Source organism: uncultured Intestinimonas sp., from assembly GCF_944387245.1.
Classification (GTDB): domain Bacteria; phylum Bacillota; class Clostridia; order Oscillospirales; family Oscillospiraceae; genus Intestinimonas.
In genome coordinates, this window is record NZ_CALXEE010000006.1 from 1 (window position 1) to 23,262 (window position 23,262).

The window sequence follows — 23,262 nt, forward strand, 5'->3', positions numbered from 1 at the left end:
CTCTTGCAAACGAAAAAGCCCAGCTTTCGCCGGACTTTTTCGACAGACTGAGCCTGTCGACTTTGTCGACAGGCTCAGGGGGCGCTCCCATCTCTGGGAGCGCCCCCTTTTTACAGATCAATGGGTATGGACTTGTCCCATCAGCCGATGGCGATGGTGGAGCGCTTGGGCAGCTCCTGCTTGCCCTGCTTGGGCATGGACAGCTTCAGGATGCCGTCCTCGTACTTGGCGGACACGTCCTCGGGCTTCACATCGCCCACGTAGAAGCTCCGGCTGCACGAACCGGCGTAGCGCTCCTGGCGGATGTAACGGCCCTCCTTGTCCTTCTCGTCCTTATCCAGGCCCTTGGCGGCGCTGATGGTCAGGTAGCCGTCCTTCAGGTCCACGGCAATCTCGTCCTTCTTGAAGCCGGGCAGGTCCACGTCCACCTCATAGGTGTTCTCGGTCTCCCGCACATCGGTCTTCATCAGGTTCTTGGCGTGCTTGCCGTACAGGGGATCATGGCCATTCCACATGGGGAACATACCAAAGCGGTCATTAAAGAAATCATCGAACAGGTTTTCACCAAAAATGCTGGGCAACATAAGTCATTCCTCCATTCACAGCACTTATTTCTTGCCCTGCGGAGGAGCTCTCTGAACTCCTCTTCTTGGAACAATTATGTTATAGCACCGTGGATTAGCACTGTCAAGGCGAGAGTGCTAATGTTTACAAAAGGAACGATGTTTGTTCATAAAATATGCGATTTTCGGCGGGCGTGCCTCAGCCGATGATCTCCTCCAGGGCCTCATTGAGCTCCGTGGGGCTGTGGGCGGTGTAGGAGACGGCGTCCACAGCGGTGCGGGTAAAGGGGGACCGGGCCAGAGACGTCAGGGCCTGGGCCCGACGGGCCGCCTGGTGGCCGGTGAGGGCGGCCTCCACCGTCAGGGTCTCCGGCACCGCCCGCACCGGCAGAGGCCGGGTCAGGGCCGCCGCCACCCCCGCCCGGATGGCCTCGCAGGCGTCGTCAGGGTGGAGGTTGAAGGTGGAATTGCCCCGGCACTCCTTCACCGCCACGGTGGTGAGGCCGGGGATCTCCTCCGCCGCCAGTCGACAGATGGTCTCGTCCCCGCTGAGAAAAATGGACGACACCCCCTGCTGGGCGGCATACAGGGAGTTGAGGGTGAACTCGGAGGCGACGCGGCCGTTGACCTTCAGGCAGCGGATGACGTCCTTGTTGATGGTGTGGGCCAGGGGGCTGCCGTCGGTGCCGGCGGGGGCGTGGTAGCCGATGAAGAGGGCGCCGGCATAACCTCCGTCCAGGCCGGCCATCATGGAGCCGGGGTGACAGGCCCAGCCCCGCATGAGCCGGACCCCCCGGGGCAGCTTGTCGTGGAGGAGGTTCCGGGCGCAGCCGTGGCCGTCCCGGACCACCGCCTGGTGGCCGGCGTCCAGGATGGACTCACAGGCCGCCGCCACCTCCCGGGTCATCTGGGCCCGGGCCTCCTCATAGCCCTGGCCGCCAGGCTCGGTCTCGCACCAGGCGGTGACGTCGGTGATGCCCTCCAGGTCGGCGCTGATAAAGTATACCGCCACAGGATCGCCCCCTTAACCGCCGTACCGGGCCACGAAGTCCCGGAGGCCCAGGTAGCAGTTGCACCGGATTCCCGTGGTGGTCTCGGCGTGGTAGAGGGAGCTGATGATGGCCTCCTCCACCGCCTCTACCCCGGCCACAAAGACCCGGTCGATGTTCTCATCATAGAACATCCTGGTCTCCAGGATGTTCTTCTCGCTGTAATGGGGCAGGCGGTTGGCGGTGGTAAAGGCGATGGCGATGTCGCCGCTGCCGTTGCCGCAGTAGGAACCCACCCGGCCCAGGGCCACCATGGACCGCTTGGCCAGCCGGCTCAGCTGCCGCTCGTTGAGGGGGATATCGGTGGCCAGGAGCATGATGATGGAGCCCTCGTCCTTCCGCTCGTCCCGGCCCAGTTTGGTGTCGTAGTGCTTCCCGCCGATGATGAGGTTGCCCGGCGCGCCGAAGTTGGACATGACCAGGGCGCCCACGGTGTAGGTCTGGCCGTCCACCTCCACCCGCCGGGAGGCGGAGCCGATGCCCCCCTTGAGTCCCAGGCAGACCATGCCGGTGCCGCCGCCCACGGCCCCCTCTTCAAAGTCCTCCCCGGCATTGGCCAGGGCCTCACGGACGTGCTCGGGTCGGACGTGGAGGCCCCGGATGTCGTTGAGCCGGCCGTCGTTGCACTCGGTGACCACACAGTTCACCGTGCCGGTGGTGACCCCGATGTCCGGGTTCCCCTCCAGCATGTACCGGGTGAGCTCCTCACAGGCGGTGCCCACACTCAGGGTGTTGGTGAGGAGGATGGGGGTCTCAATGGTGCCCAGCTCCTGGATCTGGATGAGGCCCACGCTCTTGCCGAAGCCGTTGATGACCGACACCCCGGCCATCACCTTGTCCTGGAAGCAGTTGCCCCCGTGGGGCAGCACGGCGGTGACGCCGGTGTGGATATCCCCTTCCTTTAATGTCACATGGCCCACCTTCACCCCGGGCACGTCGGTGATGAGGTCCCGCTTCCCCCGGGGCCACTTGGCGTGGAGGTCAAAGCCGCTGTTTTCGGGCAGTCCCATAGTCTCCTTCTCCTCTCTTCAGCGATAGGTCTTTCCGGCGGTCTCGATGACCTTCCGGGCCAGGGTCTCCATGGGGTCCACATACCAGTCCCCCAGGCCCTCGTCGGCCTTGATGACCGAGAGCTCGGTGCAGGCCAGCACCACGGCGGCGCAGCCCGCCTGCCGGTAGGCCGCCTCGATGCACCCCCAGCTCTCCTGGTCCCAGGGCAGGCCCTTTTTCACCCGGTCGTAGATCTGGTGCATGACCTCCTTCTGGATGTCCGCCGGAGGGGTCCAGGGGGTGAGGCCTCGCTCGGTCAGTGCCTTCTGATAAAGTCCGGTCTGCACCGTGCCGTCGGTGGCCATGACGCCGATGACGCCGCCGGGACACCGGCCGGCCAGAGTGGCCGCCGTCTCCCGGATCATATGGAGGATGGGGATACCGATCTTGTCGGCGATCATGTCGGCAAAGAAGTGGGCGGTGTTGCAGGTGATGGCGATGGCGGTGCAGCCGCACTGCTCCAGCATCCGGGCGTCGGTGAGGAGCTGCTCGTAGGGCCCGTCGTACTGCCCGGACAGGATGGCCGCCGTCCGGTCAGGCATGGAGGCATCGCTGAGCAGGATGAGGTTGATGTGGTCCTGGTCCCGCTCCGCCGCCGTGTGCTCCGTCACCATTTTATAAAAGAGCTGGGAGGCCATGGGACCCATGCCGCCGATGATACCGATGGGGTGCTCCATCTTGTTTACCCTCTTTCTGGAATTTATCTGTATGCGCACGCTGGCGCCGGTACGAAGATACCGGCGCCAGTGTTTTTTGTCGGGATGGGATTTAGAAGCTCAGGTCGTTCCAGTACGGGCCATCATCAGGTCCCACACCGGCACCTTGTACCGGGTGGAGGTGCCGAAGTCCCGTTCAAATATGATCCCCTTGGCCCAGTCCACATACTGCTCCAGCAGGGGGCGGTCGTAGCCCATCTCGTGGGCGATCTCGGCCTTTTTCTCGGCCGACACCTTCCGGTCCACCACCATATCCACCGGGTTGCCCGGCATCATGTAGAGCAGACTGAACACCAGGATGGACACCGACACCACCAGCAGGATACCCTGAAGGAGCTGCTTGATGATATAGCTTTTCATGGGGTCATCTTCCTCCTCCCCTTCTACGGCTCTTCCGTCCGGACCCGCTGATAGATCCGGGAGCCGCACTTCACGCCCCAGGCGGAGCCGTTCCGGGTGTAGAACCGCAGGGTTGTCACCCGCTTGGCCGGGTCCTTGGCGTCCACGGCGGTGAAGATGTTCTGCCCACACCAGCGCAGCACCACCGGCTTATCCTGATAGGTGCCGCCCAGGACCCCGTCCTTCTCCTCCACGATGCAGTGGACGGGCAGGCCCTCGTGGCACAGGTAGTCGCCGCAGAGCATCTCCGGCCGGCTGAAGGCGCCGCCGTTGGGGATGTCCCAGTAGTGCTCCGTCTCCAGGGGCAGGCCCAGGATGTAGTTGTAGCAGATCCACTGGAAATCCTCCACATCCACATCGCCTTCGTTGCAGAGAACGGCCACGCCGTAGCCCCCCTCCATAAGGCCGCCCTCGGTGGACACGCCGTGGAGGCCGCCGGCGTGCTGGCACACCATTTTGCCTCCCAGCAGCCGCTTCTGAAGCCCCATGCAGTAGTAATACTTCTCCCGGAGGGGGAAGGCCTTGCCGATCATCAGCTCCACCGCTTCGGCGGGGATGACCTGTTTCCCCTCCCACACGCCGCCGTTGGAGAGCATCTGGTAGTATTTGGTGATGTCCTTGGCGGTGGACTTCACACAGGCGCAGCCCCGGAAGGGGGGCAGGATAGACCAGTTGTCATCCCAGACCAGCTTGCCGTCGTCGTCCCGCTCGAAGAGGCTGGTAATGTTGTCCCCGGCCAGGGCCCGGGCCTCCGAGCAGTCCACGTCCAGCACCGTCCGGGTCATGCCCAGGGGCTCAAAGATCCGCTCCTTCAGGAATTCCTCCAGGGTGATGCCGGCCGCCTGGTCCACAATGTAGGAGAGGGCGGCGTAACCCTCGTTGGAGTAGCTCATGTACTCCCCCGGCGCTCCCACCGGCTCATAGTTGCCCGCCGTGATGTAGTCCACGATCTGCTCGATGCGGTCCATCTTGTTGGGGGCGGTGCGCACCATCTCCCGGTACCAGTGGGTGTCCCGCTCCTTGCTGTTCATGGCGATGGACCACTCCAGAGGCTCCATGGGGGGCAGGCCCGACCGGTGCATGGCCAAGGTCCGCACGGTGATACACTCGTCCGGCGCACCGGGGATGTGGAAGTTGGGGAAGTATTTGACCACCGGGTCCTCCAGGCTCATCTTCCCCTCCACATCCAGGATGCAGCAGGCCAGGGCCGTCATGGACTTGCTCATGGAGGCGATACCGAACACCGTGTCGGCGTCCACCGGCTTCTGGTGCTCAATGCTCCGGTACCCGAAGCCCTGCTCATAGAGAATGCCCTCCGGCCCCCGGATGCACACTGACATGCCGGGGTAGCCCCGCTTTCGAAACCGCTTCTCCAGGCAGGCTTCCAGTTCTTTCACATTTCGCTCCACTTCAATCACCTCTGGCCTTTGATTCTGCACGGCCGGCCCGCTCTTTTTGCGGCCGCCGGCCGGCTTTGATATGTTGTATGCAAAGAAGGCGTCGCAACCTCCTCGATCGCGGCGCCTTCGCTTTCATAGTTTACATCAGTAGAGGATGACTGTCAAGTGCGCAGATTCCGGATTTTTCCGTTTCCCCTCCCTCAGGTTCCGGCGGCATGCAGCGCGATGTCCAGAAAACGCTTCAGAACGGGGTCAGAGGAATCCCTTTGGAAAATCATGCCGTAGGACAGGGGCGGCACGTTTTTGATGGGGACACAGACGGCAGCGCCGTCATAGAAGGACGGTATGGGCAGGATGGAGCAGCCATACCCCGCCCGGACCAGGGTGAGGACCGCCCGCGGATTGTCGCTGGCGTGGACCCGCTCGGGGGAGATGTGCTGGATCACCCGGTTCTGGACCTCCACCACCTTGGAGGGAACGGTGTAGGAATTGCAGAGGATGAGGTTCTGGCCGTAGAGCGCCTCCTCGCTGATCTCCGCCCGGCCCGCATAGGGATGGCTCCGGGGCAGGACGCAGCACAGGGGGATCTTTTCCAGCTCCCGAAACATCAGCTCCTCCTTGACGGGCAGGTTCTCCCGGAAGCCCAGCAGGACCTGGATCTCGTGCTGGAAAAAGAGGTTGAGGAGGGAGCGGTGGGGAATGACCTTGAGAAAGGGGTGAAAGGCGGGAATCTGCTCCCGGCACAGGTCCAGAATGCCGCAGAGGAAGTCCAGGTCGGTCTCGCTCTCACAGCCGATGGTCAGGGGCTGGACCCGGGCGTTGGTGTGGTGCCGGATCTTGGCGGTGGCAATCTTCAGCTGTCCCAGAATCTGCTTGGCGTGCTCCAGAAAGATGGCTCCGTCGGAGGTGAGGGAGACCGTCCGGGTGGTCCGGCGGAAAAGCTTGGTGTCCAGCTCCTCCTCCAGGGTGCGGATCTGCCGGGAGACGGCGGACTGGGTGATGTTCAGGGCCTCCGACGCCCGGGCAAAGTTCAGATGCTCCGCCACCTGGATGAAGCTCTCCAACTGTTGTATATTCAAGCACAGTCACCCCCCTATTTATGCGTTTTTCTCATCAATAATACCATTTTTTCACTTCTATTTCAATATAAAACATGCTTTAATACTAAGATGGAAAGTTACTCCCGGCAAACAGGGGAGGCAGCAGGCGCCGGATGCCGTCCGCGCCGTGAATTTTAGAGAAAGAACGTAGGAAAACCATGACAGCTAGCATGCAGAACAAGAGCTCCGGGCGGGGCCTGGCCGCGGGGATCGACATCGGCTCCACCACCACCAAGATCGCGGTCCTGGACCCGGAGACGGGGGAAATCCTGTACTCCGACTACCAGCGCCACCACGCCGACCAGGTTCAGAGCGTCATCCGGGTGATGGAGGAGCTGGAGCGGCGGTTCCCCGGCGAGACCTTCCGCTTCTGCCTGACGGGGTCGGGGGCCAAGCCCATCGCCGAGGGCCTGGACATCCCCTTCGCCCAGGAGGTGGCGGCCAACGCCGCCGCCCTGAAGCGCCGGTATGAGAGGGTGGGCTGCGCCATTGAGCTGGGGGGGCAGGACGCCAAGATGATCTTCTTCCAGACCGACCCCAACACCGGCGCCCTCACCGTGGCCGACATGCGCATGAACGGCAGCTGCGCCGGCGGCACCGGCGCCTTCATCGACGAGATCGCCTCCCTGCTGAAGGTGCCGGTTCAGGACTTCAACGCCCTGGCCGAGCAGGGCACGTGTGTCTACGACATCTCCGGCCGGTGCGGCGTCTACGCCAAGACCGACATCCAGCCCCTCCTCAACCAGGGGGTGGCCAAATCCGACCTGGCCCTCTCCGCCTTCCACGCCATCGCCAAGCAGACCATCGGCGGCCTGGCCCAGGGCCTGGAGATCACCCGGCCCGTGGTCTTTGAGGGCGGTCCCCTCACCTTTAACCCCACCCTGGTGCGGGTCTTTGCCCAACGGCTGGGCCTGTCCAAGGAGGAGGTCCTCATCCCGCCCCACCCGGAGCTCATGGTGGCCTGCGGGGCGGCGGTGTGCGTGGACACCATGTTCCGCAACCGGGCCGCGGCGGCGAAGCCCGCCCGGCTGCTGGAGCAGCTGAAGCGCGGCCAGTTCCGGGCCCCGGAGGACCAGCCCCGGGAGTCCCGGCCTTTCTTCGCCACGGCGGAGGAGCGGCAGGCCTTCGAGGACCGCAACCGGAAGCGCCCCCTGGTCTGGAAGGAGCCCCAGGCCGGGGAGGAGGTGTGGGCCTACCTGGGCATCGACTCGGGGAGCACCACCACCAAGTTCGTCCTCATGGACGACAACGAGGAGCTGCTGGGCTCCTTCTACGCCCCCAACGCCGGGGAGCCCCTGAAGGTGGCTAAGCGGGCTTTGATCGAGATCCGGGACCGCTACCGCGAGGCGGGCGCTACCTTACATATCCTGGCGGCGGGCACCACCGGCTACGGCGAGATGCTCTTCGCCAAGGCCTTTCAGGCGGAGTACCACACGGTGGAGACGGTGGCCCACGCCCGGGCGGCCAAGAAGTACGTGGCCGACGCCACCTTCATCCTGGACATCGGCGGCCAGGACATGAAGGCCATGTGGCTGGACAAGGGCATCATCACCAACATCCTGGTCAACGAGGCCTGTTCCTCCGGCTGCGGCTCTTTTCTGGAGAACTTCGCCTCCTCCCTGGGCATCCCCACCGAGGGCATCGAGGAGGCCGCCTTCGCCTCCCAACACCCGGCAGTGCTGGGCAGCCGCTGCACCGTGTTCATGAACAGCAGCATCATCACCGAGCAGCGCAACGGCCGCAGCGCCGAGGACATCATGGCCGGCCTGTGCCGCTCCATCATCGAAAACGTCTTTACCAAGGTCATCCGCCTCTCCAACCTGGACTCCCCGGGGGACAAGATCGTGGTCCAGGGCGGCACCTTTGAAAACGACGCCGTCCTCCGGGCCATGGAGGAGTACACCGGCCGTGAGGTCCTCCGGGCCCCCTACCCCGGCCTCATGGGGGCCATCGGCATGGCCCTCATCACCCGGGAGCGGTACAAGAAGAACCCCGCCAACCGGACCTTCCTGGACCTGGAGGAGCTGGACGGCTTCTCCTACCGCCAGGAGGAGAACGCCCCCTGCCCCTTCTGCGCCAACCACTGCAAGCGGACCATCCTCCGCTTCTCCAACGGCAGCGCCTGGATCACCAACAACCGCTGTGAGCGGGGGGAGATTCTGGGCGACCCCAAGGACGAGGCGGTGCGCAAGCAGCTCCGGGAGACCACTGCCCGGGCCACTGCCGTGCCCAACCTCTTCCGGGAGCGGGAGAAGCTCCTCTTCCAGGACTACCCCTGTCCGGAGCCGGTCCAGGACCGGGGCGTCACCATCGGCATCCCCCGGGTCCTCTCCTTCTGGGAGGCCATGCCCTTCTGGAGCACCTTCCTCCGGGCCCTGGGCTTCACCGTCCGGCTCTCCGACCCCAGCACCCGGAAGATTTACGAGGGGGGCATCTCCGCCGTCACCTCGGACACGGTGTGCTTCCCCGCCAAGCTGGTCCACGGCCACCTGCGCAACCTGGCCGAAAAGGGCGTGGACCGCATCTTCATGCCGGTGGTCACCACCGTGCCCTCGGAGAACATGGAAAAGACCAGCCAGTCCATGTGCGCCGTGGTCAAGGGCTACCCCCTGGTCATCGGCAACTCCGACGACCCGGAAAAGCTGTGGGGCATTTCCTACGACGACCCCATGTTCCACTGGTACACCATGGAGGACCAGGAGAAGCAGCTCAAGAAGTACATGAAGGAGAAGTTCCAGATCCCGGAGGCCGAGACCCTCCGGGCCCTCCAGGCGGGCAACCGCGCCCAGGACTCCTTCCGGGACCAGCTCAAGGCCCTGGGCCGGCAGGTGCTGGACCAGGTGGAGCGGGAGGGCAAATTTGCCGTGGTGCTGGCCGCCCGGCCCTACCACAACGACGCCCTGGTCAACCACGAGCTGCCTGAGATGTTCACCGGCACGGGCATCCCCGTGCTGACGGCGGACGCCCTCCCCGGCACCGAGGAGGAGGACCTGAGTCTGAGCCGGCTGGACATCGTCAACAACTTCCACGCCCGGATGATCTCCTCCGCCATCCTGGCGGCCCGGAGCCCCCGGCTGGAGTACGTCCAGCTGGTCAGCTTCGGCTGCGGCCACGACGCCTACCTCTCCGACGAGATCATCCGCCTCATGAAGGAGATCTCGGGCAAGGTGCCCCTGGTGCTCAAGGTGGACGAGAGCGACGTCCAGGGTCCCCTCCACATCCGGGTGCGCTCCTTCCTGGAGACGGTGTCCATGCGCCGGGAGCAGGAGGAGGTCCGGGTCCCTCAGCCCCTCCCCGACCCCTACCCGGTAAAATTTGAAAAGGCCGACCTGGACCGCACCGTACTGGTCCCTAACACCTCCCACGCCTTCTGCCAGCTCCTCTCGGCGGTATTCCGCTCCCAGGGCGTCCGGGCCGTCCCCCTGGAGATCGGCCGGGACAACGCCATCACCATGGGCAAGCGGTACGTGCACAACGATATCTGCTTCCCCGCCCAGGTGGTCATCGGCGAGATCCTCTCCGCCCTGAAGAGCGGCAAATATGACCTTAAGAACACCGCCGTGGCCATGGCCAAGTACATCGGCGACTGCCGCCTCACCCATTACAGCGCCCTCCTCCGCAAGGCCATGGACGACGCCGGCTTTGACGGGGTGCCCATCCTCACCAACGACGACGAGGACGCCCACCACCTCCACCCCGGCTTCAAGCTCAACCTCCTGTCGGCGGCCCGGATCGCCTTCGGCCTGCCCATGATCGACGCCCTGGAGGAGCTGCTCCGCAAGATCCGGCCCTATGAGCTGGAGAAGGGCAGCGCCGACCGGGCCTTTGACCAGGCCATGGCCGAGGTCACCGGCGGCATGGCCAAGGGTGGAGTCCATGGCGCCGCCAAGGGCTTTAAAAAGGCCATCGAAATCATGAAGCGCCCCAAGTACGACCGCTCCAAGCTCCGCCCCCGGGTGCTCATCGTGGGCGAGTACCTCCTGAACTTCCACCCCGGCGCCAACCACGACATTGAGGACTATCTGGAGAAAAACGGCTTTGAGATCGTGGAGGCCCGCATGACCGACGTCATCCAGAAGACCTACTTCTACCAGGACCGTCAGGTCAAGGAGCAGCACGTGAACCGGCCCGTGGGCAAGAAGCTCTTCTACGCCACCGCCGACCACATCTTCGACATGGCCCACAACATGACCGACCGCATCGCCGCCGACCACCCCCTCTACGAGAAGGCGGCCCGCATCCAGGAGCTGGCCAAAAAGAGCGACCCCATCATTCCCCACACCTTTGACGCCGGCGAGGGCATTCTCATCCCCGGCGAGATCCTCCACCACGCCGAAAAGGGCTGCCGGGCCTTCGTGATCCTCCAGCCCTTCGGCTGCCTGCCCAACCATGTGGTGGGCCGGGGCATCACCAAGAAGATCAAGGAGGAGTACCCCGACGCCCAGATTCTCCCTCTGGATTACGACCCCGACGCCAGCTTCGCCAACATCGAAAACCGGCTCCAGATGCTGGTCATGAACATCCAAAACCACAGCTGATCTGCACGAAAAACGGCGCTTCCGCATGAGCGGAAACGCCGTTTTTTCCTCATTTTTCTTTTCCTGCGGGACCGTCAGCCCTCCGGGTAACGGGTGGTCACATAAAAGCCCTCACTCTCCAGGCTGGAGCGGGTGATCTCCCGGCCCCAGTGGATGGAGCTGTTGTAGTTGCCCTCGGTGACGATCACCGAGTCGGCCATCTTCTCCAGGACCACCACGCTGTGGTAATCGCCGATGCGGATGAGATCCCCCACCCGGATGTCGTCAAAGGACGTGTGGGTACGGGCGGGCAGATCGCCGAAGGCGGTATCGCTGCAGATGAAGGCAAACCCGGCGCAGCCGTAGCCGGTGATGTGCATGGCCTCGGAGTAATAGCCGTTGTCGTTGGTCCAGTGCATTCCCTCGGGGTACTGGGATTGGAGGGCCATAATGGCGTCATAGACCTCCTGCTCGGTGGGAACCTCAACGGCGGGCTCGGGGGTGGGTTCCGGGGTGACCTCAGGCGTGGGCTCAGGGGTCACCTCGGGGGTAGGCTCAGGAGTCACCTCGGGGGTAGGCTCGGCTGTCACCTCGGGAGTAGGCTCGGCTGTCACCTCAGGGGCGGGCGCCTCCTGGTTGAGGTCGGAGAGCTGCTTCCACAGGCAGTAGACCACGTCGGAGCGGGGGCAGTCGGCCTTGGCGGTGAAGGTGAGGCCGTCGGTGAGGCCGCTCTCCTCCGCCCACTCCACAGCGGCGGTGGACCAGTCGTCCCCGGAGGCCTCGGCTCCGGTGGAGCGGCACAGGAAGGTGAGGATCTGGTCGTAGGCCAGGGTGCCGTCCAGGCCGAAGGCACCGTCGCCCACGCCGCCGGTGATGTTCTGCTCGGCAGCCCAGAGCACGGCGTCATAGTAGTAGGCGTCGGGGTCGGTGACGTCGGTGAAGGGGGAGGCGGAGGAGCGGGGGTTGGGGGACCCGGCCGCCCGCCACAGGAAGGTCACCGCCTCGGCCCGGGTGACGGTGGACTTGGGGGAAAAGGAGCCGTTGCCGGTGCCCTGGGTGACGCCGTTCTCCACGGCCCAGACCACGGCGTCGGCATAGTAGTCGTCGGTGCTCACGTCGGTGAAGCCGGTCTCCCCGGCGGCCCCCGCCGGGAGCGTCAAGCCCAGAGCCAGAGCCAGGGTCAATGTCAGTGACAGGATTCTCTTTCTCATGCTCGCATCCAACTTCCTCCATTTAAAAAAATAGCCCCCTGCTCCTGCGTCCGGCAGCACCGGTGCGGGCGCATGGGGGTCACCGGGGCAGACACCCCGGTGTGTACCTATTTAGCATACATTTATTTCTGGTAAAAAGCAAGCCCCGGCCGGGCCGGGGCTGGAAGTTTTATGCAGGGCCGTCCCCTTTGTTCTCCCTTTAATTCCGGTAGGTCCCCTTGACGGTGACCTGCTCCAGGATGTGGCCCTCCATCTGGCGGAACATCTCGTGGAACCAGAAGCCGTCCTTCAGGTCCAGCAGGGTGTCCAGAGCGTAGACGTGCAGCTCGTAGGTGTGGGGCTCGTTGGGGGGCGCCATGCCGCCGTAGCAGGCGGAGAGGTGGGGGCTCTGGCTGCCGCCCTGCATGCTCACCCAGCTGTTGAGGCCCTGGACGAAGTCGGGATTGTTCTGGCTGGCGTTCTCCTCCACCGTGGTGCTGGTGATGTTGGCCGCCACCCAGTGGACCCAGGAAAAGCCGCCGCTCACCGCGCAGGCGTCCTTGTCCTCCAGGAAGAGGGCAAAGCTCTTGGCGCCCTGGGGGGCGTCGTGGATCTCCAGGGGCAGGGAATAGGTGGGCACGCCGTTTTCGTTGTGGTGGTCGCCGTGCTTGCCGTAGCGGTCGTGGATCACGCCGTCCACAATACCGTGACTGGTTACTCTCATGGGAAAATCCTCCTTGTGCTGTTGCGTGGGCCCATCATAGCAGGCTTTTCCCTTTTCGTAAATTACCCACTTTTTTGTGGGTATGGCCTACAACAACCCACGCTGCCGCAGGGGCTCCTCCATGCCGTGCTCTTTCATATAGCCGATGCCGATCTCCTGCATGATGGTGAGGGCGGCCAGCACCCGCTCCCCCTGGGGCCGGGTGAGGAAGTAGACCGTCTTGAGGGGGTAGCCCTCCGACACCTCCTTGGCCACAAAGCCGAAGGCCATCAGCTCCTTCAGGTGCTCCAGCAGCATTTTCTGGGTGATGCCGTCGATGTCCCGCTCCAGCTGGGCCAGGGTGGTCTCCCCCAGGCGCAGCCGCCACAGGATGATGGGCTTCCACTTCCCCTTGAGCATGTCGTGGGTCAGCTCCAGGGGGCAGGTAAAGGTCTCGCGCAGCTTCATGGTCGTGCTCCTTTTTGGCTTTTTCGGTGCGGTGTTCAGTATACCACATCCCCTCCGCCCCGTCGACAAAAAGCGGCGAAGCCGCCGGGATCGGACGATCCCGGCGGCTTCGTTCTTTTCCATAGGGCCCGTCGGCTCAGTTGGCCATGGACTCCTTGATGGCGTCGGCCAGAGCCTCCAGCTCGCCGGCCTTGTCGGGGTGGAGGGCGGAGGCCAGGGAGAGGCGCTCGTTGAGGACGGTCATGTTCTTCAGCTCGTCCTCCACGAACTTCTGCATCAGGTCCCCGGACTTGGGCGCCCAGGAGCCGTTCTCAATGAGGGCAAAGGTGCGGTTCTGGAGGTTGAGCCCCTTGAGGTGCATGAGGTAGTCGTGCATGACGGGGTAGATGCCCAGGTTGTAGGTGACGCTGGCCAGCACGATGTGGCTCAGGCGGAAGGACTCGCTCACCAGGTAGGAGACGTGGGTATTGGACACGTCGTACACCCACACGTTGGTGACGCCCTTCTCGCACAGCTTGGCGGCCAGAGCCTGAGCGGCGGCCTCGGTGTTGCCGTACATGGAGGCGTAGGCGATGAGCACGCCCTTCTCCTCGGGCTCGTAGCGGCTCCACTTATCGTACTTGTCGATGAAGTAGCCCAGATCCTTCCGCCACACGGGACCGTGGAGGGGGCAGATGTACTTGATCTGGTCCAGGATGCCGCCGGCCTTCTTCAGCAGCAGCTGGATGTGGGGGCCGTACTTGCCCACGATGTTGGTGAGATAGCGCCGGGCGTCGTCGATCCAGTCCCGGTCGAAGTTCACCTCGTCGGCGAAGAGCTTGCCGTCCAGGGCGCCGAAGGAGCCAAAGGCGTCGGCGGAGAAGAGGACGCCGTTGGTGGTGTCAAAGGTGACCATAGCCTCAGGCCAGTGGACCATGGGGGCGCCCACGAAGGTGACATTGTGCTTGCCGAAGGTGTAGCCGTCGCCCTCCTTCACCTCGATGCACTCATGGCCGTCCACCCGGAAGCCGAACTGCCGCATGAACATGAAGGCCTTCTCGGTGGAGATGATCTTCACCTCCGGCCAGCGGAGGAGGATCTCCTCGATGGAGGCGCCGTGGTCGGGCTCCATGTGGTTGATGACCAGGTAGTCCAGGGGGCGCTCCCCCAGCAGGTGCTCGATGTTCTCCAGCAGCTGGCGGCACACCGACCAGTCCACGGTGTCGAAGAGGACGGTCTTTTCGTCCAGGAGCAGGTAGGCGTTGTAGCTCACCCCCCGGGGAATGGGGTGGATGTTCTCAAACAGGTGGAGCCGGTGGTCGTTGGCTCCCACCCAGTACAGATCTTCCGTCACATTGCGGACACAATACATGGTGATCCCTCCTTTTTACTCAGGCCTCAATGAACATATCCTTGCCCTCGGCGCACTCGGGGCAGACCCACTCCGCGGGCAGGTTCTCGAACAGGGTGCCAGGGGCGATCTCAGCATCGGGGTCGCCCAGCTCGGGGACATACTCGTAGCCGCAGCCGCCGCAGACGTACCGCTTGCCGATGGGCTCGGGCTTGGGGGGCGCGGGGCGCTTCATCTTCACCATGGGAGGCGCGGGCTGCTTCTCCCCGGTGTCCAGGGCGGCGGCGAGCAGGGGCAGGATCTCATTGACGTCGCCCACGATGCCGTAGTCGCAGTTCTTAAAGATGGGGGCGTTGCCATTCTTGTTGATGGCCACGATGGTGGAGGCGTCCTTGATGCCCTTGAGGTGCTGGACGGCGCCGGAGATGCCGCAGGCGATGTACAGGTTGCCCTTGAACTTCTGGCCGGACATGCCCACGTAGCGGTCCAGGGGGACATACTTCAGGGTCTCGGCCACGGGGCGGGAGGAGCCCACGGCGGCGCCGGCGGCCTTGGCCAGGTTCTCAATGAGCTTCATGTTCTTCTTGTCGCCGATGCCCTGACCGGCGGAGACCACCCGCTCGGCCTGGCTGATGGGGGTGTCCATGGGGATGCCCACGGTGAAGTCGTGGCCGTCCTTCTTCAGGTGCTCCACCAGAGCGGCCACCTGCTCGGCGGGGCTGCCCTCCTTCAGGAGGATGCGCTTGCGCACGCCGGTGATGGGGGCGGGCTTCTTGGGCCGGCTGGAGGAGCCGCCCTCGCTCTTGGGGGGCTTGCCCATGATGGCGGAGGAGATGACCACCCGCTGGATCTCGTTGGTGCCCTCATAGATGGTGGTGATCTTGGCGTCCCGGTACATCCGCTCCACGTCCATGCCCTTGAGGAAGCCGGTGCCGCCGAAGATCTGGACGGCGTCGTTGGTGACCTCCAGGGCGATGTCGGAGGCGTACATCTTGGCCATGGCGGACTCGGTGCCGTAGGGCTCGTGGTGCTCCTTCAGGTCGGCGGCGGAGTAGACCAGCAGCCGGGCGCAGCGCAGCTTGGTGGCCATGTCGGCCAGCTTAAAGCCGATGGCCTGGTTGAAGCCGATGGGCTTGCCGAACTGGACACGCTCCTTGGCGTAGTCCACGGCGGCCTCATAGGCCCCCTGGGCGATGCCCAGGGCCTGGGCCGCGATGCCGATCCGGCCGCCGTCCAGGGTGGACATGGCGATCTTGAAGCCCTGGCCCTCCTTGCCCAGCAGGTTCTCCTTGGGCACCTTCACGTCGTTAAAGATGAGCTCGGCGGTGGAGGAGGAGCGGATGCCCATCTTGTCGTAGTGGTCACCGAAGGTGAAGCCCTCCCAACCCTTTTCCACAATGAAGGCGGAGATGCCCTTGGTGCCGATGTCGGGAGTGGTCACCGCAAAGACCACGTAGGTGTCCGCCTTGGGGGCGTTGGTGATGAAGATCTTGCCGCCGTTGAGGAGCCAGTGGTCGCCCTTGTCCACAGCGGTGGTCTCGGTGCCGCCGGCGTCAGAGCCGGCGTTGGGCTCGGTGAGGCCGAAGGCGCCGATCTTCTCGCCCTTGGCCAGGGGCACCAGGTACTTCTTCTTCTGCTCCTCGGTGCCGTAGGCGAAGATGGGCCAGGAGCCCAGGGACACGTGGGCCGACAGGATGACGCCGGTGCCGCCGTCCACCCGGGAGAGCTCCTCCACCGCGATGGCGTAGCTGAGGGCGTCCAGTCCGGCGCCACCGTACTCCTTGGGATAAGGGATGCCCATGAGGCCCATCTTCCCCAGCTTCTTGATGGCCTCGTCGGGGAACTGATTCTCCTTGTCCATCAGGAAGGCCTGGGGCTTGACCTCCGCCTCGGCAAAGGCCCGGATCTGGGCCCGCAGGGCCTCGTGTTGTTCCGTGGTCTTGAACAGCATGGTGACTCCTCCTTATGTTTTAATTAGTAATAATAACCATTACTTTTATATTGCGATTCTAATCCCAAAAACATTGTTTGTCAATAGGATTTGAGTAGTTTAACAATTTTCTCCTTTTTGCCTTCCATATCAAGGGAGTAATGGTATCAATAGTAAAAAACTTTGGTATTTGGACCAAAAATGCCCCGGGCGGCAGCTTTACCCCGGATACCAAAAAGCATCCGGCGCCACAAGGCGCCGGATGCTCGAGCCTGTCGACAAAGTCGACAGGCTCTCTCAAAAATGCAAGCATTTTTTCGAAGAGATGCAGCCTGCTGCGTCGCACTTCCTCGAAGCCCCAAATAAGCCCCCTTTGCTGGGCTTATTTGGGGCCCCGACTCGCACGCTTGCAGTCTGAGAAGTGTTTTTCCCGAGGCACATGTCCCCGGAAAAAACAGATTGGACTTGATTCCGTCGTCTGCGGACGACGGAACTCTGCGAGGCTCTTTCACAAAACCTGAGGCGTTTCTACTTTTTCGACAAGCTGAAGCATCCGGCGCCACAAGGCGCCGGATGCTCAGTTTGAGGTTTTCCGTTTTTATTCCGCCGGGGCAAACATCACTGTTCCGTCCGGCAGATAGCCGCCGAAGCGGCCGGTCAGCAAAAATGGCTCCACGGGTGAAAAGGCCAGTCCCGCGGTGTCCACCGGCCGCCCCTTTAGGGAGACCGACAGCGTGATGTGGGGGGCCGGGATGCGGAGGGCCAGCTCCCGCAGTATGGGGTCCCGGGTCAGCACCTCCACCCGCAGGCCCTCGTTGCGGCCGTCGTTGCCGTAGCCGGTGACGCGCACCGTCACCTCCCGGCCGAAGAGCCGGGTATCCACCCGCTCCGGACGGTAGACGAAGGTGACGTGGGGGGCCCGCACGGGCCGCTCCAGCCGCCGGGGGGCGATGGACGCCACCGCCGCCTGCAGCTCGTCGAAGTCAAAAAAGCAGCCGATATAAATATAGTCCGGTCTCATGGCTTCCCCCCATCCCTATTGCCTGTCCGAGCGAATGAGGGTGATGATCCCCCAGGCCAGCGCCCCGATGACCAAAGCCGCGAATCCGTATTGAAGTCCCTCCACCAGCAGGGGCGGCAGATAGGGCGACGCATAGCTCTCGATGGCGGCGTGTCCGTCGGACAGCACGGAAAATCCCGTCAGCAGCGAGAGCACAAAGAGCATGCGGTTGATCCGCGCATCCTGTCTCTGCTGCTTTTTGGCGTCCTGCTCCAGCTGCAGATTCCGCAGCGCGGCCAGGGGCTCCCGCACATCGTCAAAGAGCTCCTCCAGGGCAAAGACATGCTGCAGGCGGTCGTACAGATTCTGATACTGGGGCACCTCGCTGATCCGGGAGAACACGAAGTCCGTCATGAAGTCATAGAGCCGCTCCCGGTAGGACTCCAGCAGCGCCAGATCGTCCCGGATGCCGGTGCCCACCTCGGTGAGGAAGAGGTAGAGCACATACTTCTGGTGGAGCAGCAGCACGTACATCAGCAGATACTGGCTTTTGAAGTTGCGGTAAAAGGCCCCCCGCAGAAACTGCTCCTTCCCCCGCTCCGGGCAGACCAGGCACACCGCCGCCTCGGCGGACATGCCCCACACCGTATCCTGTGTCGGGCGGTAGATCTCCTTGGCGTCCAGCTCCGGGTCGGGCTGGTAGAGATAGCCCTCGCTGTAACAGCGGCGCAGGTAGAACAGCTCCCGGTCATAGTCCTCCTGGGGCGGCACCTCCAGTCGGCTGAAGACATTGGCCCGCTCGCTGCCCGGATTGGCGAAAAAGAAGGGCACGGGCGGGACGTTCTCTCCCAGGGTGTCCATCAGCCTGCGGGCCAGCTCCAGAAGGGTGAAGCTGCCCGTCCCGCTCTGGGGGTAGACCTTCTCCTTGGCCACCTTTTTCAGATAGAACTGCCCGCTGGAGATGTGAATGGGGTCGTTTTTCAGAAAGCTGACCTGAATGGCCAGGATACACACCGACGTGCGGAAGCAGAACAGCTCCACATCCCCCAGGTAAAAGGGATAGGTCTCCTGCTCCACCACATGCCGTAGCGGCTCGATGTGGTACACGCTGTCCGGCTCTGAGAGACCGAATCTGCCCCGCGTCTCCGGGTTGAGGCAGAACCGAAAACACTGGCCGTGCTCCGGATCGCCGGTATCCAGCTTGTCGGACACATATTTCATGAAATAGAGAATCCGCTCCCCTGCCGGCGTCCAGCAGTCGGACCGGTCAAGCCGCCGGACCGTCTCCGGGAAGTCCAGCGGCTCCTGAAGCTGAAAGGGAACAAAAAAATAGGAAGCATTCGACTGAACAGACATAGGCGCTCCGTTCTCCTCCAAATATTTCTATTCATGAAGTATACACCCTGGATCAGCGCTTCGCAACAGAATCCGGAGCGTACCGTATGCCTCGTCCCCGCCGGGGCTGTGGTTTCCCCCTATCCGAGGGCCGCTTTCATCTGCTTCACATACGCGCCGACCTGCCGGGGGGCGTCCTTGCCGTACTGCTCCAGCAGCTTGACGATGGCCGAGCCCACGATGGCCCCGTCGGAGACCTCCGCCATCCGTTTGGCCTGCTCCGGGGTGGAGATGCCGAAGCCCACGGCGCAGGGAATGGCGGTGTTCTGCCGCACTACCTCCACCATGGCGGAAAGATCCGTGGTGATCTCGCTCCGGGTCCCCGTCACCCCCAGGGAGGAGACGATATAGAGAAAGCCCTCCGCTTCCCGGGCGATTTTGGCGATGCGGTGGTCCGAGGTGGGGGCGATGAGGGAGATGAGGTCCACCCCGTACCGTTTGCAGAAGGGCAGAAATTCCTCCCGCTCCTCAAAGGGCACGTCGGGCAGGATGAGCCCGTCGATCCCCACCTCCCGGCAGGTGGAGAGAAAGCGGTCCGCACCGTAGGAAAAGACCACGTTGGCGTAGGTCATAAAGACCATGGGGACCGTCACGTCCCGGCGCAGGTCCCGCAGCAGCCCAAAGATCCGGTCGGTGGTGACCCCACCCTTCAGGGCCCGCAGGTTGGCCCCCTGGATTACCGGTCCCTCGGCGGTGGGGTCGGAGAAGGGGATGCCCAGCTCGATGAGGTCGGCCCCGTTTGCCGCCGCGGCCCGGACGGCGGCGGCGGTGGTCTCCAGGTCCGGGTCCCCGCAGGTGAGGAAGGGAATAAAAGCCTTTCCGCCGGCAAAGGCGTCTGCAATCTTACTCATGGAGATCCTCCCCTCTGTAACGGGCGATGGCGGCGCAGTCCTTGTCGCCCCGGCCCGAGATGGTGATGACGATGATCTGCTCCCTCTCCATGGCGGGGGCCAGCTTCATGGCGTGAGCCACGGCATGGGCCGACTCGATGGCGGGGATGATGCCCTCGGTGCGGGCCAGGTACTCGAAGGCGTTGACCGCCTCCTCGTCGGTGACGGGGACGTACTCCGCCCGGCCCATGTCGTGGAGGTGGGCGTGCTCAGGCCCGATGCCCGGATAGTCCAGCCCGGCGGAGATGGAGTACACCGGGGCGATCTGCCCATATTCGTCCTGGCAGAAGTAGGACTTCATGCCGTGGAAGATGCCCAGCCTTCCGGTGGCAATGGTGGCCGCCGTCTCTGGGGTATCCGCCCCCCGGCCCGCCGCCTCGCAGCCGATGAGCCGCACCTGGGGGTCCTCAATGAAGTGGTAGAAGCTGCCGATGGCGTTGGAGCCGCCCCCCACGCAGGCCAGCACCGTGTCGGGCAGCCGCCCCTCCTTCTCCAGGAGCTGGGCCTTGATCTCCCGGGAGATCACCGCCTGAAAGTCCCGGACGATGGTGGGGAACGGGTGGGGCCCCATCACCGAGCCCAGGCAGTAGTGGGTGTCAGAAATGCGGGAGGTCCACTCCCGCATGGCCTCGGACACGGCATCCTTCAATGTGGCGGTACCGGTGGTGACGGGCACCACGGTAGCCCCCAGCAGGCGCATACGGTAGACGTTGAGGGCCTGTCGGACGGTGTCCTCCTCCCCCATAAAGACCACGCACTCCATGCCCATGAGGGCGGCGGCGGTGGCGGTGGCCACGCCGTGCTGGCCCGCCCCCGTCTCGGCAATGAGCCGCTTCTTGCCCATCCGCCGGGCCAGGAGGGCCTGGCCCAGCACGTTGTTGATCTTGTGGGCCCCGGTGTGGTTCAGGTCCTCCCGCTTGAGGTAGATCTTGGCCCCGCCCAGGTCCTCCGTCATCTTCTTGGCAAAATACAGCCGGGAGGGCCTGCCCGCGTACTCATTGAGCAGCTCGGTGAGCTCCCGGTTGAACTCCGGGTCGTTTTTATAGTGGTCATAGGCCTCTTCCAGCTCGATGACCGCGTTCATCAGCGTCTCGGGGATGTACTGCCCGCCGTGTACCCCGAAGCGGCCCTTGGGATTGGTCATGGTCTTCCTTCCTTTCTGACGGCGGCCACAAAGGCCGCCATTTTCTCCGGGTCCTTGACCCCGTCCGTCTCGATGCCGGAGCTCACATCCACCCCGTACGGGTGCAGCTCCTCCACCGCCTTTTCCACATTGTGCAATCCCAGCCCCCCGGCCAGGAAATAGGGCCGCCGGATCTGCCGGAGCAGCCCCCAGTCGAAGACCGTGCCCGTACCGGCGCCGGCGTCCAGCAGGATGTGGTCGGCGCCGCTGTCCGCCGCCCTCCGGACGTCCTCCTCCGACCGGACGCGGAAGGCCTGGATGACCGGCTTATCGGTGAGGGCCCGCAGCCGCCGGATGTACCCGTTGTCCTCGGCGCCGTGGAGCTGGGCCAGGTCGATGACCCCGCTGCCCAGCAGCGCGGCCACCCGCTCCACCTCCTCGTCCACAAAGACCCCCACCGCCTGGATGCCGGGAGCGAGACGGCGCTTCAGGGACTTCGCCTGTTGGGGGGAGACATACCGCCTGCTGTTCAGCGCGAACACGAAGCCCACAAAATCGGGGTGCAGGGCGTTGGCCGCCCGGATGTCCCGGAGCTGGGAGAGCCCGCAGAGCTTGATTTTTGTTCCACTCATACGCCACCTCGCAATTCTGCCAGCGCCGCCTTTTTGTCCGCAGCCCGCATCAGGGTCTCCCCCACCAGCACCCCGTCGGCCCCCAGCGCCCGGAGCCGGGCCACGTCGCCGCCGTCCCGGATGCCGCTTTCGGAGATGAAAAGCACGTCGTCGGGAATCAGGGTCCGGAGGCGGCGGCTGTTGTCCGTGTCCACGGAAAAATCCTTTAGGTTGCGGTTGTTGACCCCCACCATCCGGGCCCCCGCCCGGAGGGCGGTCTCCCCCTCTTCCTCATCGTGGATCTCCACCAGGGCGGACAGGCCCAGCTCGTCGCAGAGGTGCAGATAGTCTGTGAGCTGCCCCTGGGTCAGGATGGCGCAGATGAGCAGCACCGCCGACGCCCCCAGCAGCTTGGCCTCATAGATCATGTACTCGTCCACCGTGAAGTCCTTCCGCAGGCAGGGGATGGAGACGGCCGCCGCAATCTCCTCCAGATACCGGTCGTTGCCCAAAAACCACTTGGGCTCGGTGAGCACCGAAATGCCGTCCGCCCCCGCCGCCTCGTACTCTCTGGCGATTTGCAGGTAGGGGAACTCCGGGGCGATGAGCCCCTTGGAGGGGGAGGCCCGTTTGCACTCACAGATGAAGGAGAGCCCCTCCTTGCCCATGGCACGCTCAAAGGCGAAGTCCCCTCTGGGGAGAGAACAGGCCTGCCGTCGCAGCTCCTCCAGAGGGACGGCCCCTTTGGCCGCCGCCACCCGTTCCCGGGCGTGGCCGGCCAGTTGGTCCAGAATGGTCATACCCCCACCTCCGGGCCGTTGCTGACCTCCACCAGCCGCTCCAGGACGGCGGCGGCCTTTCCGGAGTCGATGAGCTCCCCCGCCAGGGCCACGCCGTCCTTCATGGTGTCCGCCCTGCCGCCGATGTACAGGGCCACTCCGGCGTTGAGAAGCACGGCGTTGCGTTTATGTCCCCGCTCTCCGCTCAAAATGGCCCGGGTGATGGCCGCGTTCTCCTGGGGGGTACCTCCTTTCAGATCCTCCTTGGCGCAGCGGGCAAACCCAAAGTCCTCCGGGGTGATGACCGAGGATTTGAACCAGCCGTCCCGGATCTCGCAGACGGTGGTGGGGGCGCTCAAAGAGATCTCGTCCAGCTTGTCCTGGCCGTACACAACCATGCCCCGTTTGATGCCTAAGTTGATGAGCACCTGGGCCAGGGGCTCCACCAGATATTCGTCATAGACCCCCAGGAGCTGGAGGGTGGGGGTGCCGGGGTTGGTGAGGGGGCCGAGGATGTTGAACACGGTGCGGAAGCCCAGCTCTTTGCGGATGGCCCCCACATATTTCATGGAGGTGTGGTAGTCCTGGGCGAAGAAGAAGCACATGCCCACTTCCCGGAGGAGCTCCACGCATTTGGCCGGGCTCTGGTGGATGTTGACCCCCAGGGCCTCCAGGCAGTCGGCGGTACCGCACTGGGAGGAGGCCGCCCGGTTGCCGTGCTTGGCCACCTTCATGCCCCCCGCCGCCGCCACCAGGGCGGCGGTGGTGGAGATGTTGAAGCTGCCGGCGTTGTCGCCCCCGGTGCCCACGATCTCAAAGACCTCCATGCCGGTCTCCACCTTTGTGGCGTGGGCGCGCATGGCGGCGGCGCAGCCGGCGATCTCGTCGGTAGTCTCCGCCCGGGCGCTCTTGGTGGAGAGGGCCGCCAGGAAGGCGGCGTTCTGGGTGGGGGTGGTCTCGCCGCTCATGATCTCGTTCATGACGGTGTAGGCCTCCTCATAGGTGAGGTCCTCTTTATTGACGATCTTGACGATGGCTTCCTTAATCAT

20 protein-coding genes are annotated in these 23,262 nt (G+C 64.0%); 1 reads left to right on the top strand and 19 read right to left on the bottom strand.

Annotation, left to right across the window (positions count from 1 at the left end; all coding sequences use genetic code 11):
* Positions 1 to 140: 140 nt before the first annotated feature.
* From Q0K15_RS01845 to Q0K15_RS01875, 7 genes are all read right to left on the bottom strand, one after another.
* Entirely contained in the window at positions 141 to 584 is a 444-nt protein-coding gene (locus Q0K15_RS01845; RefSeq protein ID WP_294511270.1) for an Hsp20/alpha crystallin family protein, read from the bottom strand.
* Between the two features lie 178 nt (positions 585 to 762).
* Positions 763 to 1,575, bottom strand: a complete 813-nt coding sequence (locus Q0K15_RS01850; protein WP_294511273.1) for a M55 family metallopeptidase — start codon at positions 1,573 to 1,575, stop codon at positions 763 to 765.
* A gap of 12 nt (positions 1,576 to 1,587) precedes the next feature.
* Positions 1,588 to 2,622, bottom strand: a complete 1,035-nt coding sequence (locus Q0K15_RS01855; protein ID WP_294511276.1) for a P1 family peptidase — start codon at positions 2,620 to 2,622, stop codon at positions 1,588 to 1,590.
* An 18-nt stretch (positions 2,623 to 2,640) separates the two neighbouring features.
* Positions 2,641 to 3,339, bottom strand: coding sequence for an amino acid racemase (locus Q0K15_RS01860; protein ID WP_294511279.1), 699 nt, complete (start codon positions 3,337 to 3,339; stop codon positions 2,641 to 2,643).
* Positions 3,340 to 3,438: 99 nt separating this feature from the next.
* Positions 3,439 to 3,738 carry an ABC transporter permease gene (locus tag Q0K15_RS01865; protein ID WP_294511282.1) on the bottom strand — a complete coding sequence of 100 codons (300 nt, stop codon included), beginning with the start codon at positions 3,736 to 3,738 and terminating at the stop codon, positions 3,439 to 3,441.
* Between the two features lie 23 nt (positions 3,739 to 3,761).
* Positions 3,762 to 5,174, bottom strand: a complete 1,413-nt coding sequence (locus Q0K15_RS01870; protein ID WP_294511285.1) for a serine hydrolase domain-containing protein — start codon at positions 5,172 to 5,174, stop codon at positions 3,762 to 3,764.
* A 203-nt stretch (positions 5,175 to 5,377) separates the two neighbouring features.
* Positions 5,378 to 6,256, bottom strand: a complete 879-nt coding sequence (locus Q0K15_RS01875) for a LysR family transcriptional regulator (protein WP_294511288.1) — start codon at positions 6,254 to 6,256, stop codon at positions 5,378 to 5,380.
* A gap of 179 nt (positions 6,257 to 6,435) precedes the next feature.
* On the opposite strand from Q0K15_RS01875, the gene Q0K15_RS01880 reads away from it, so the two are divergent.
* Positions 6,436 to 10,815 (top strand): acyl-CoA dehydratase activase, encoded by a 4,380-nt coding sequence (locus Q0K15_RS01880; protein ID WP_294511291.1) that lies wholly within the window; start codon positions 6,436 to 6,438, stop codon positions 10,813 to 10,815.
* Between the two features lie 74 nt (positions 10,816 to 10,889).
* Here the strand turns inward: Q0K15_RS01880 and Q0K15_RS01885 are convergent, their stop codons facing one another.
* From Q0K15_RS01885 to trpD, 12 genes are all read right to left on the bottom strand, one after another.
* Complete coding sequence (locus Q0K15_RS01885) at positions 10,890 to 12,005, bottom strand: S-layer homology domain-containing protein (protein ID WP_294511294.1); 1,116 nt, start codon at positions 12,003 to 12,005, stop codon at positions 10,890 to 10,892.
* Between the two features lie 199 nt (positions 12,006 to 12,204).
* Positions 12,205 to 12,708: a YbhB/YbcL family Raf kinase inhibitor-like protein gene (locus Q0K15_RS01890; protein WP_294511297.1), complete on the bottom strand. Its 504-nt coding sequence runs from the start codon at positions 12,706 to 12,708 to the stop codon at positions 12,205 to 12,207.
* A gap of 87 nt (positions 12,709 to 12,795) precedes the next feature.
* The gene (locus Q0K15_RS01895) at positions 12,796 to 13,155 is read right to left on the bottom strand and encodes a helix-turn-helix domain-containing protein (RefSeq protein ID WP_294511300.1); all 360 of its coding nucleotides are present in this window, start codon (positions 13,153 to 13,155) and stop codon (positions 12,796 to 12,798) included.
* A 136-nt stretch (positions 13,156 to 13,291) separates the two neighbouring features.
* Positions 13,292 to 14,506 carry an FprA family A-type flavoprotein gene (locus tag Q0K15_RS01900; RefSeq protein WP_294511303.1) on the bottom strand — a complete coding sequence of 405 codons (1,215 nt, stop codon included), beginning with the start codon at positions 14,504 to 14,506 and terminating at the stop codon, positions 13,292 to 13,294.
* Between the two features lie 19 nt (positions 14,507 to 14,525).
* The gene (locus Q0K15_RS01905) at positions 14,526 to 16,436 is read right to left on the bottom strand and encodes an acyl-CoA dehydrogenase family protein (protein ID WP_294511306.1); all 1,911 of its coding nucleotides are present in this window, start codon (positions 16,434 to 16,436) and stop codon (positions 14,526 to 14,528) included.
* Between the two features lie 577 nt (positions 16,437 to 17,013).
* The gene (locus Q0K15_RS01910; protein ID WP_294511309.1) at positions 17,014 to 17,436 is read right to left on the bottom strand and encodes a hypothetical protein; all 423 of its coding nucleotides are present in this window, start codon (positions 17,434 to 17,436) and stop codon (positions 17,014 to 17,016) included.
* Positions 17,437 to 17,451: 15 nt separating this feature from the next.
* A complete protein-coding gene (locus Q0K15_RS01915; RefSeq protein WP_294511312.1) occupies positions 17,452 to 18,636 on the bottom strand; it encodes a hypothetical protein in 1,185 nt (394 codons plus the stop codon).
* Positions 18,637 to 18,890: 254 nt separating this feature from the next.
* The gene (gene trpA, locus Q0K15_RS01920) at positions 18,891 to 19,661 is read right to left on the bottom strand and encodes a tryptophan synthase subunit alpha (protein WP_294511315.1); all 771 of its coding nucleotides are present in this window, start codon (positions 19,659 to 19,661) and stop codon (positions 18,891 to 18,893) included.
* Entirely contained in the window at positions 19,654 to 20,844 is a 1,191-nt protein-coding gene (trpB, locus tag Q0K15_RS01925; protein WP_294511318.1) for a tryptophan synthase subunit beta, read from the bottom strand. Before trpB ends, trpA begins: the two co-directional genes overlap by 8 nt.
* Positions 20,841 to 21,455 carry a phosphoribosylanthranilate isomerase gene (locus tag Q0K15_RS01930; protein WP_294511321.1) on the bottom strand — a complete coding sequence of 205 codons (615 nt, stop codon included), beginning with the start codon at positions 21,453 to 21,455 and terminating at the stop codon, positions 20,841 to 20,843. The genes trpB and Q0K15_RS01930 overlap by 4 nt, the downstream gene beginning before the upstream one ends.
* Positions 21,452 to 22,234, bottom strand: a complete 783-nt coding sequence (gene trpC, locus Q0K15_RS01935; protein ID WP_294511323.1) for an indole-3-glycerol phosphate synthase TrpC — start codon at positions 22,232 to 22,234, stop codon at positions 21,452 to 21,454. The genes Q0K15_RS01930 and trpC overlap by 4 nt, the downstream gene beginning before the upstream one ends.
* Positions 22,231 to 23,262 (bottom strand): anthranilate phosphoribosyltransferase, encoded by a 1,032-nt coding sequence (trpD, locus tag Q0K15_RS01940; RefSeq protein ID WP_294511326.1) that lies wholly within the window; start codon positions 23,260 to 23,262, stop codon positions 22,231 to 22,233. The genes trpC and trpD overlap by 4 nt, the downstream gene beginning before the upstream one ends.

Coding starts and splice junctions, on each gene's coding strand:
- Q0K15_RS01885 (WP_294511294.1), bottom strand. CDS start 12,005: ATGAGAAAGAGAATCCTGTCACTGACATTGACCCTGGCTCTGGCTCTG.
- Q0K15_RS01845 (WP_294511270.1), bottom strand. CDS start 584: ATGTTGCCCAGCATTTTTGGTGAAAACCTGTTCGATGATTTCTTTAAT.
- Q0K15_RS01910 (WP_294511309.1), bottom strand. CDS start 17,436: ATGAGACCGGACTATATTTATATCGGCTGCTTTTTTGACTTCGACGAG.
- Q0K15_RS01860 (WP_294511279.1), bottom strand. CDS start 3,339: ATGGAGCACCCCATCGGTATCATCGGCGGCATGGGTCCCATGGCCTCC.
- Q0K15_RS01890 (WP_294511297.1), bottom strand. CDS start 12,708: ATGAGAGTAACCAGTCACGGTATTGTGGACGGCGTGATCCACGACCGC.
- trpD (WP_294511326.1), bottom strand. CDS start 23,262: ATGATTAAGGAAGCCATCGTCAAGATCGTCAATAAAGAGGACCTCACC.
- Q0K15_RS01930 (WP_294511321.1), bottom strand. CDS start 21,455: ATGAGTGGAACAAAAATCAAGCTCTGCGGGCTCTCCCAGCTCCGGGAC.
- Q0K15_RS01905 (WP_294511306.1), bottom strand. CDS start 16,436: ATGCTGTTCAAGACCACGGAACAACACGAGGCCCTGCGGGCCCAGATC.
- Q0K15_RS01915 (WP_294511312.1), bottom strand. CDS start 18,636: ATGAAATATGTGTCCGACAAGCTGGATACCGGCGATCCGGAGCACGGC.
- Q0K15_RS01865 (WP_294511282.1), bottom strand. CDS start 3,738: ATGAAAAGCTATATCATCAAGCAGCTCCTTCAGGGTATCCTGCTGGTG.
- trpC (WP_294511323.1), bottom strand. CDS start 22,234: ATGACCATTCTGGACCAACTGGCCGGCCACGCCCGGGAACGGGTGGCG.
- Q0K15_RS01895 (WP_294511300.1), bottom strand. CDS start 13,155: ATGAAGCTGCGCGAGACCTTTACCTGCCCCCTGGAGCTGACCCACGAC.
- Q0K15_RS01855 (WP_294511276.1), bottom strand. CDS start 2,622: ATGGGACTGCCCGAAAACAGCGGCTTTGACCTCCACGCCAAGTGGCCC.
- trpA (WP_294511315.1), bottom strand. CDS start 19,661: ATGAGTAAGATTGCAGACGCCTTTGCCGGCGGAAAGGCTTTTATTCCC.
- Q0K15_RS01880 (WP_294511291.1), top strand. CDS start 6,436: ATGACAGCTAGCATGCAGAACAAGAGCTCCGGGCGGGGCCTGGCCGCG.
- Q0K15_RS01900 (WP_294511303.1), bottom strand. CDS start 14,506: ATGTATTGTGTCCGCAATGTGACGGAAGATCTGTACTGGGTGGGAGCC.
- trpB (WP_294511318.1), bottom strand. CDS start 20,844: ATGACCAATCCCAAGGGCCGCTTCGGGGTACACGGCGGGCAGTACATC.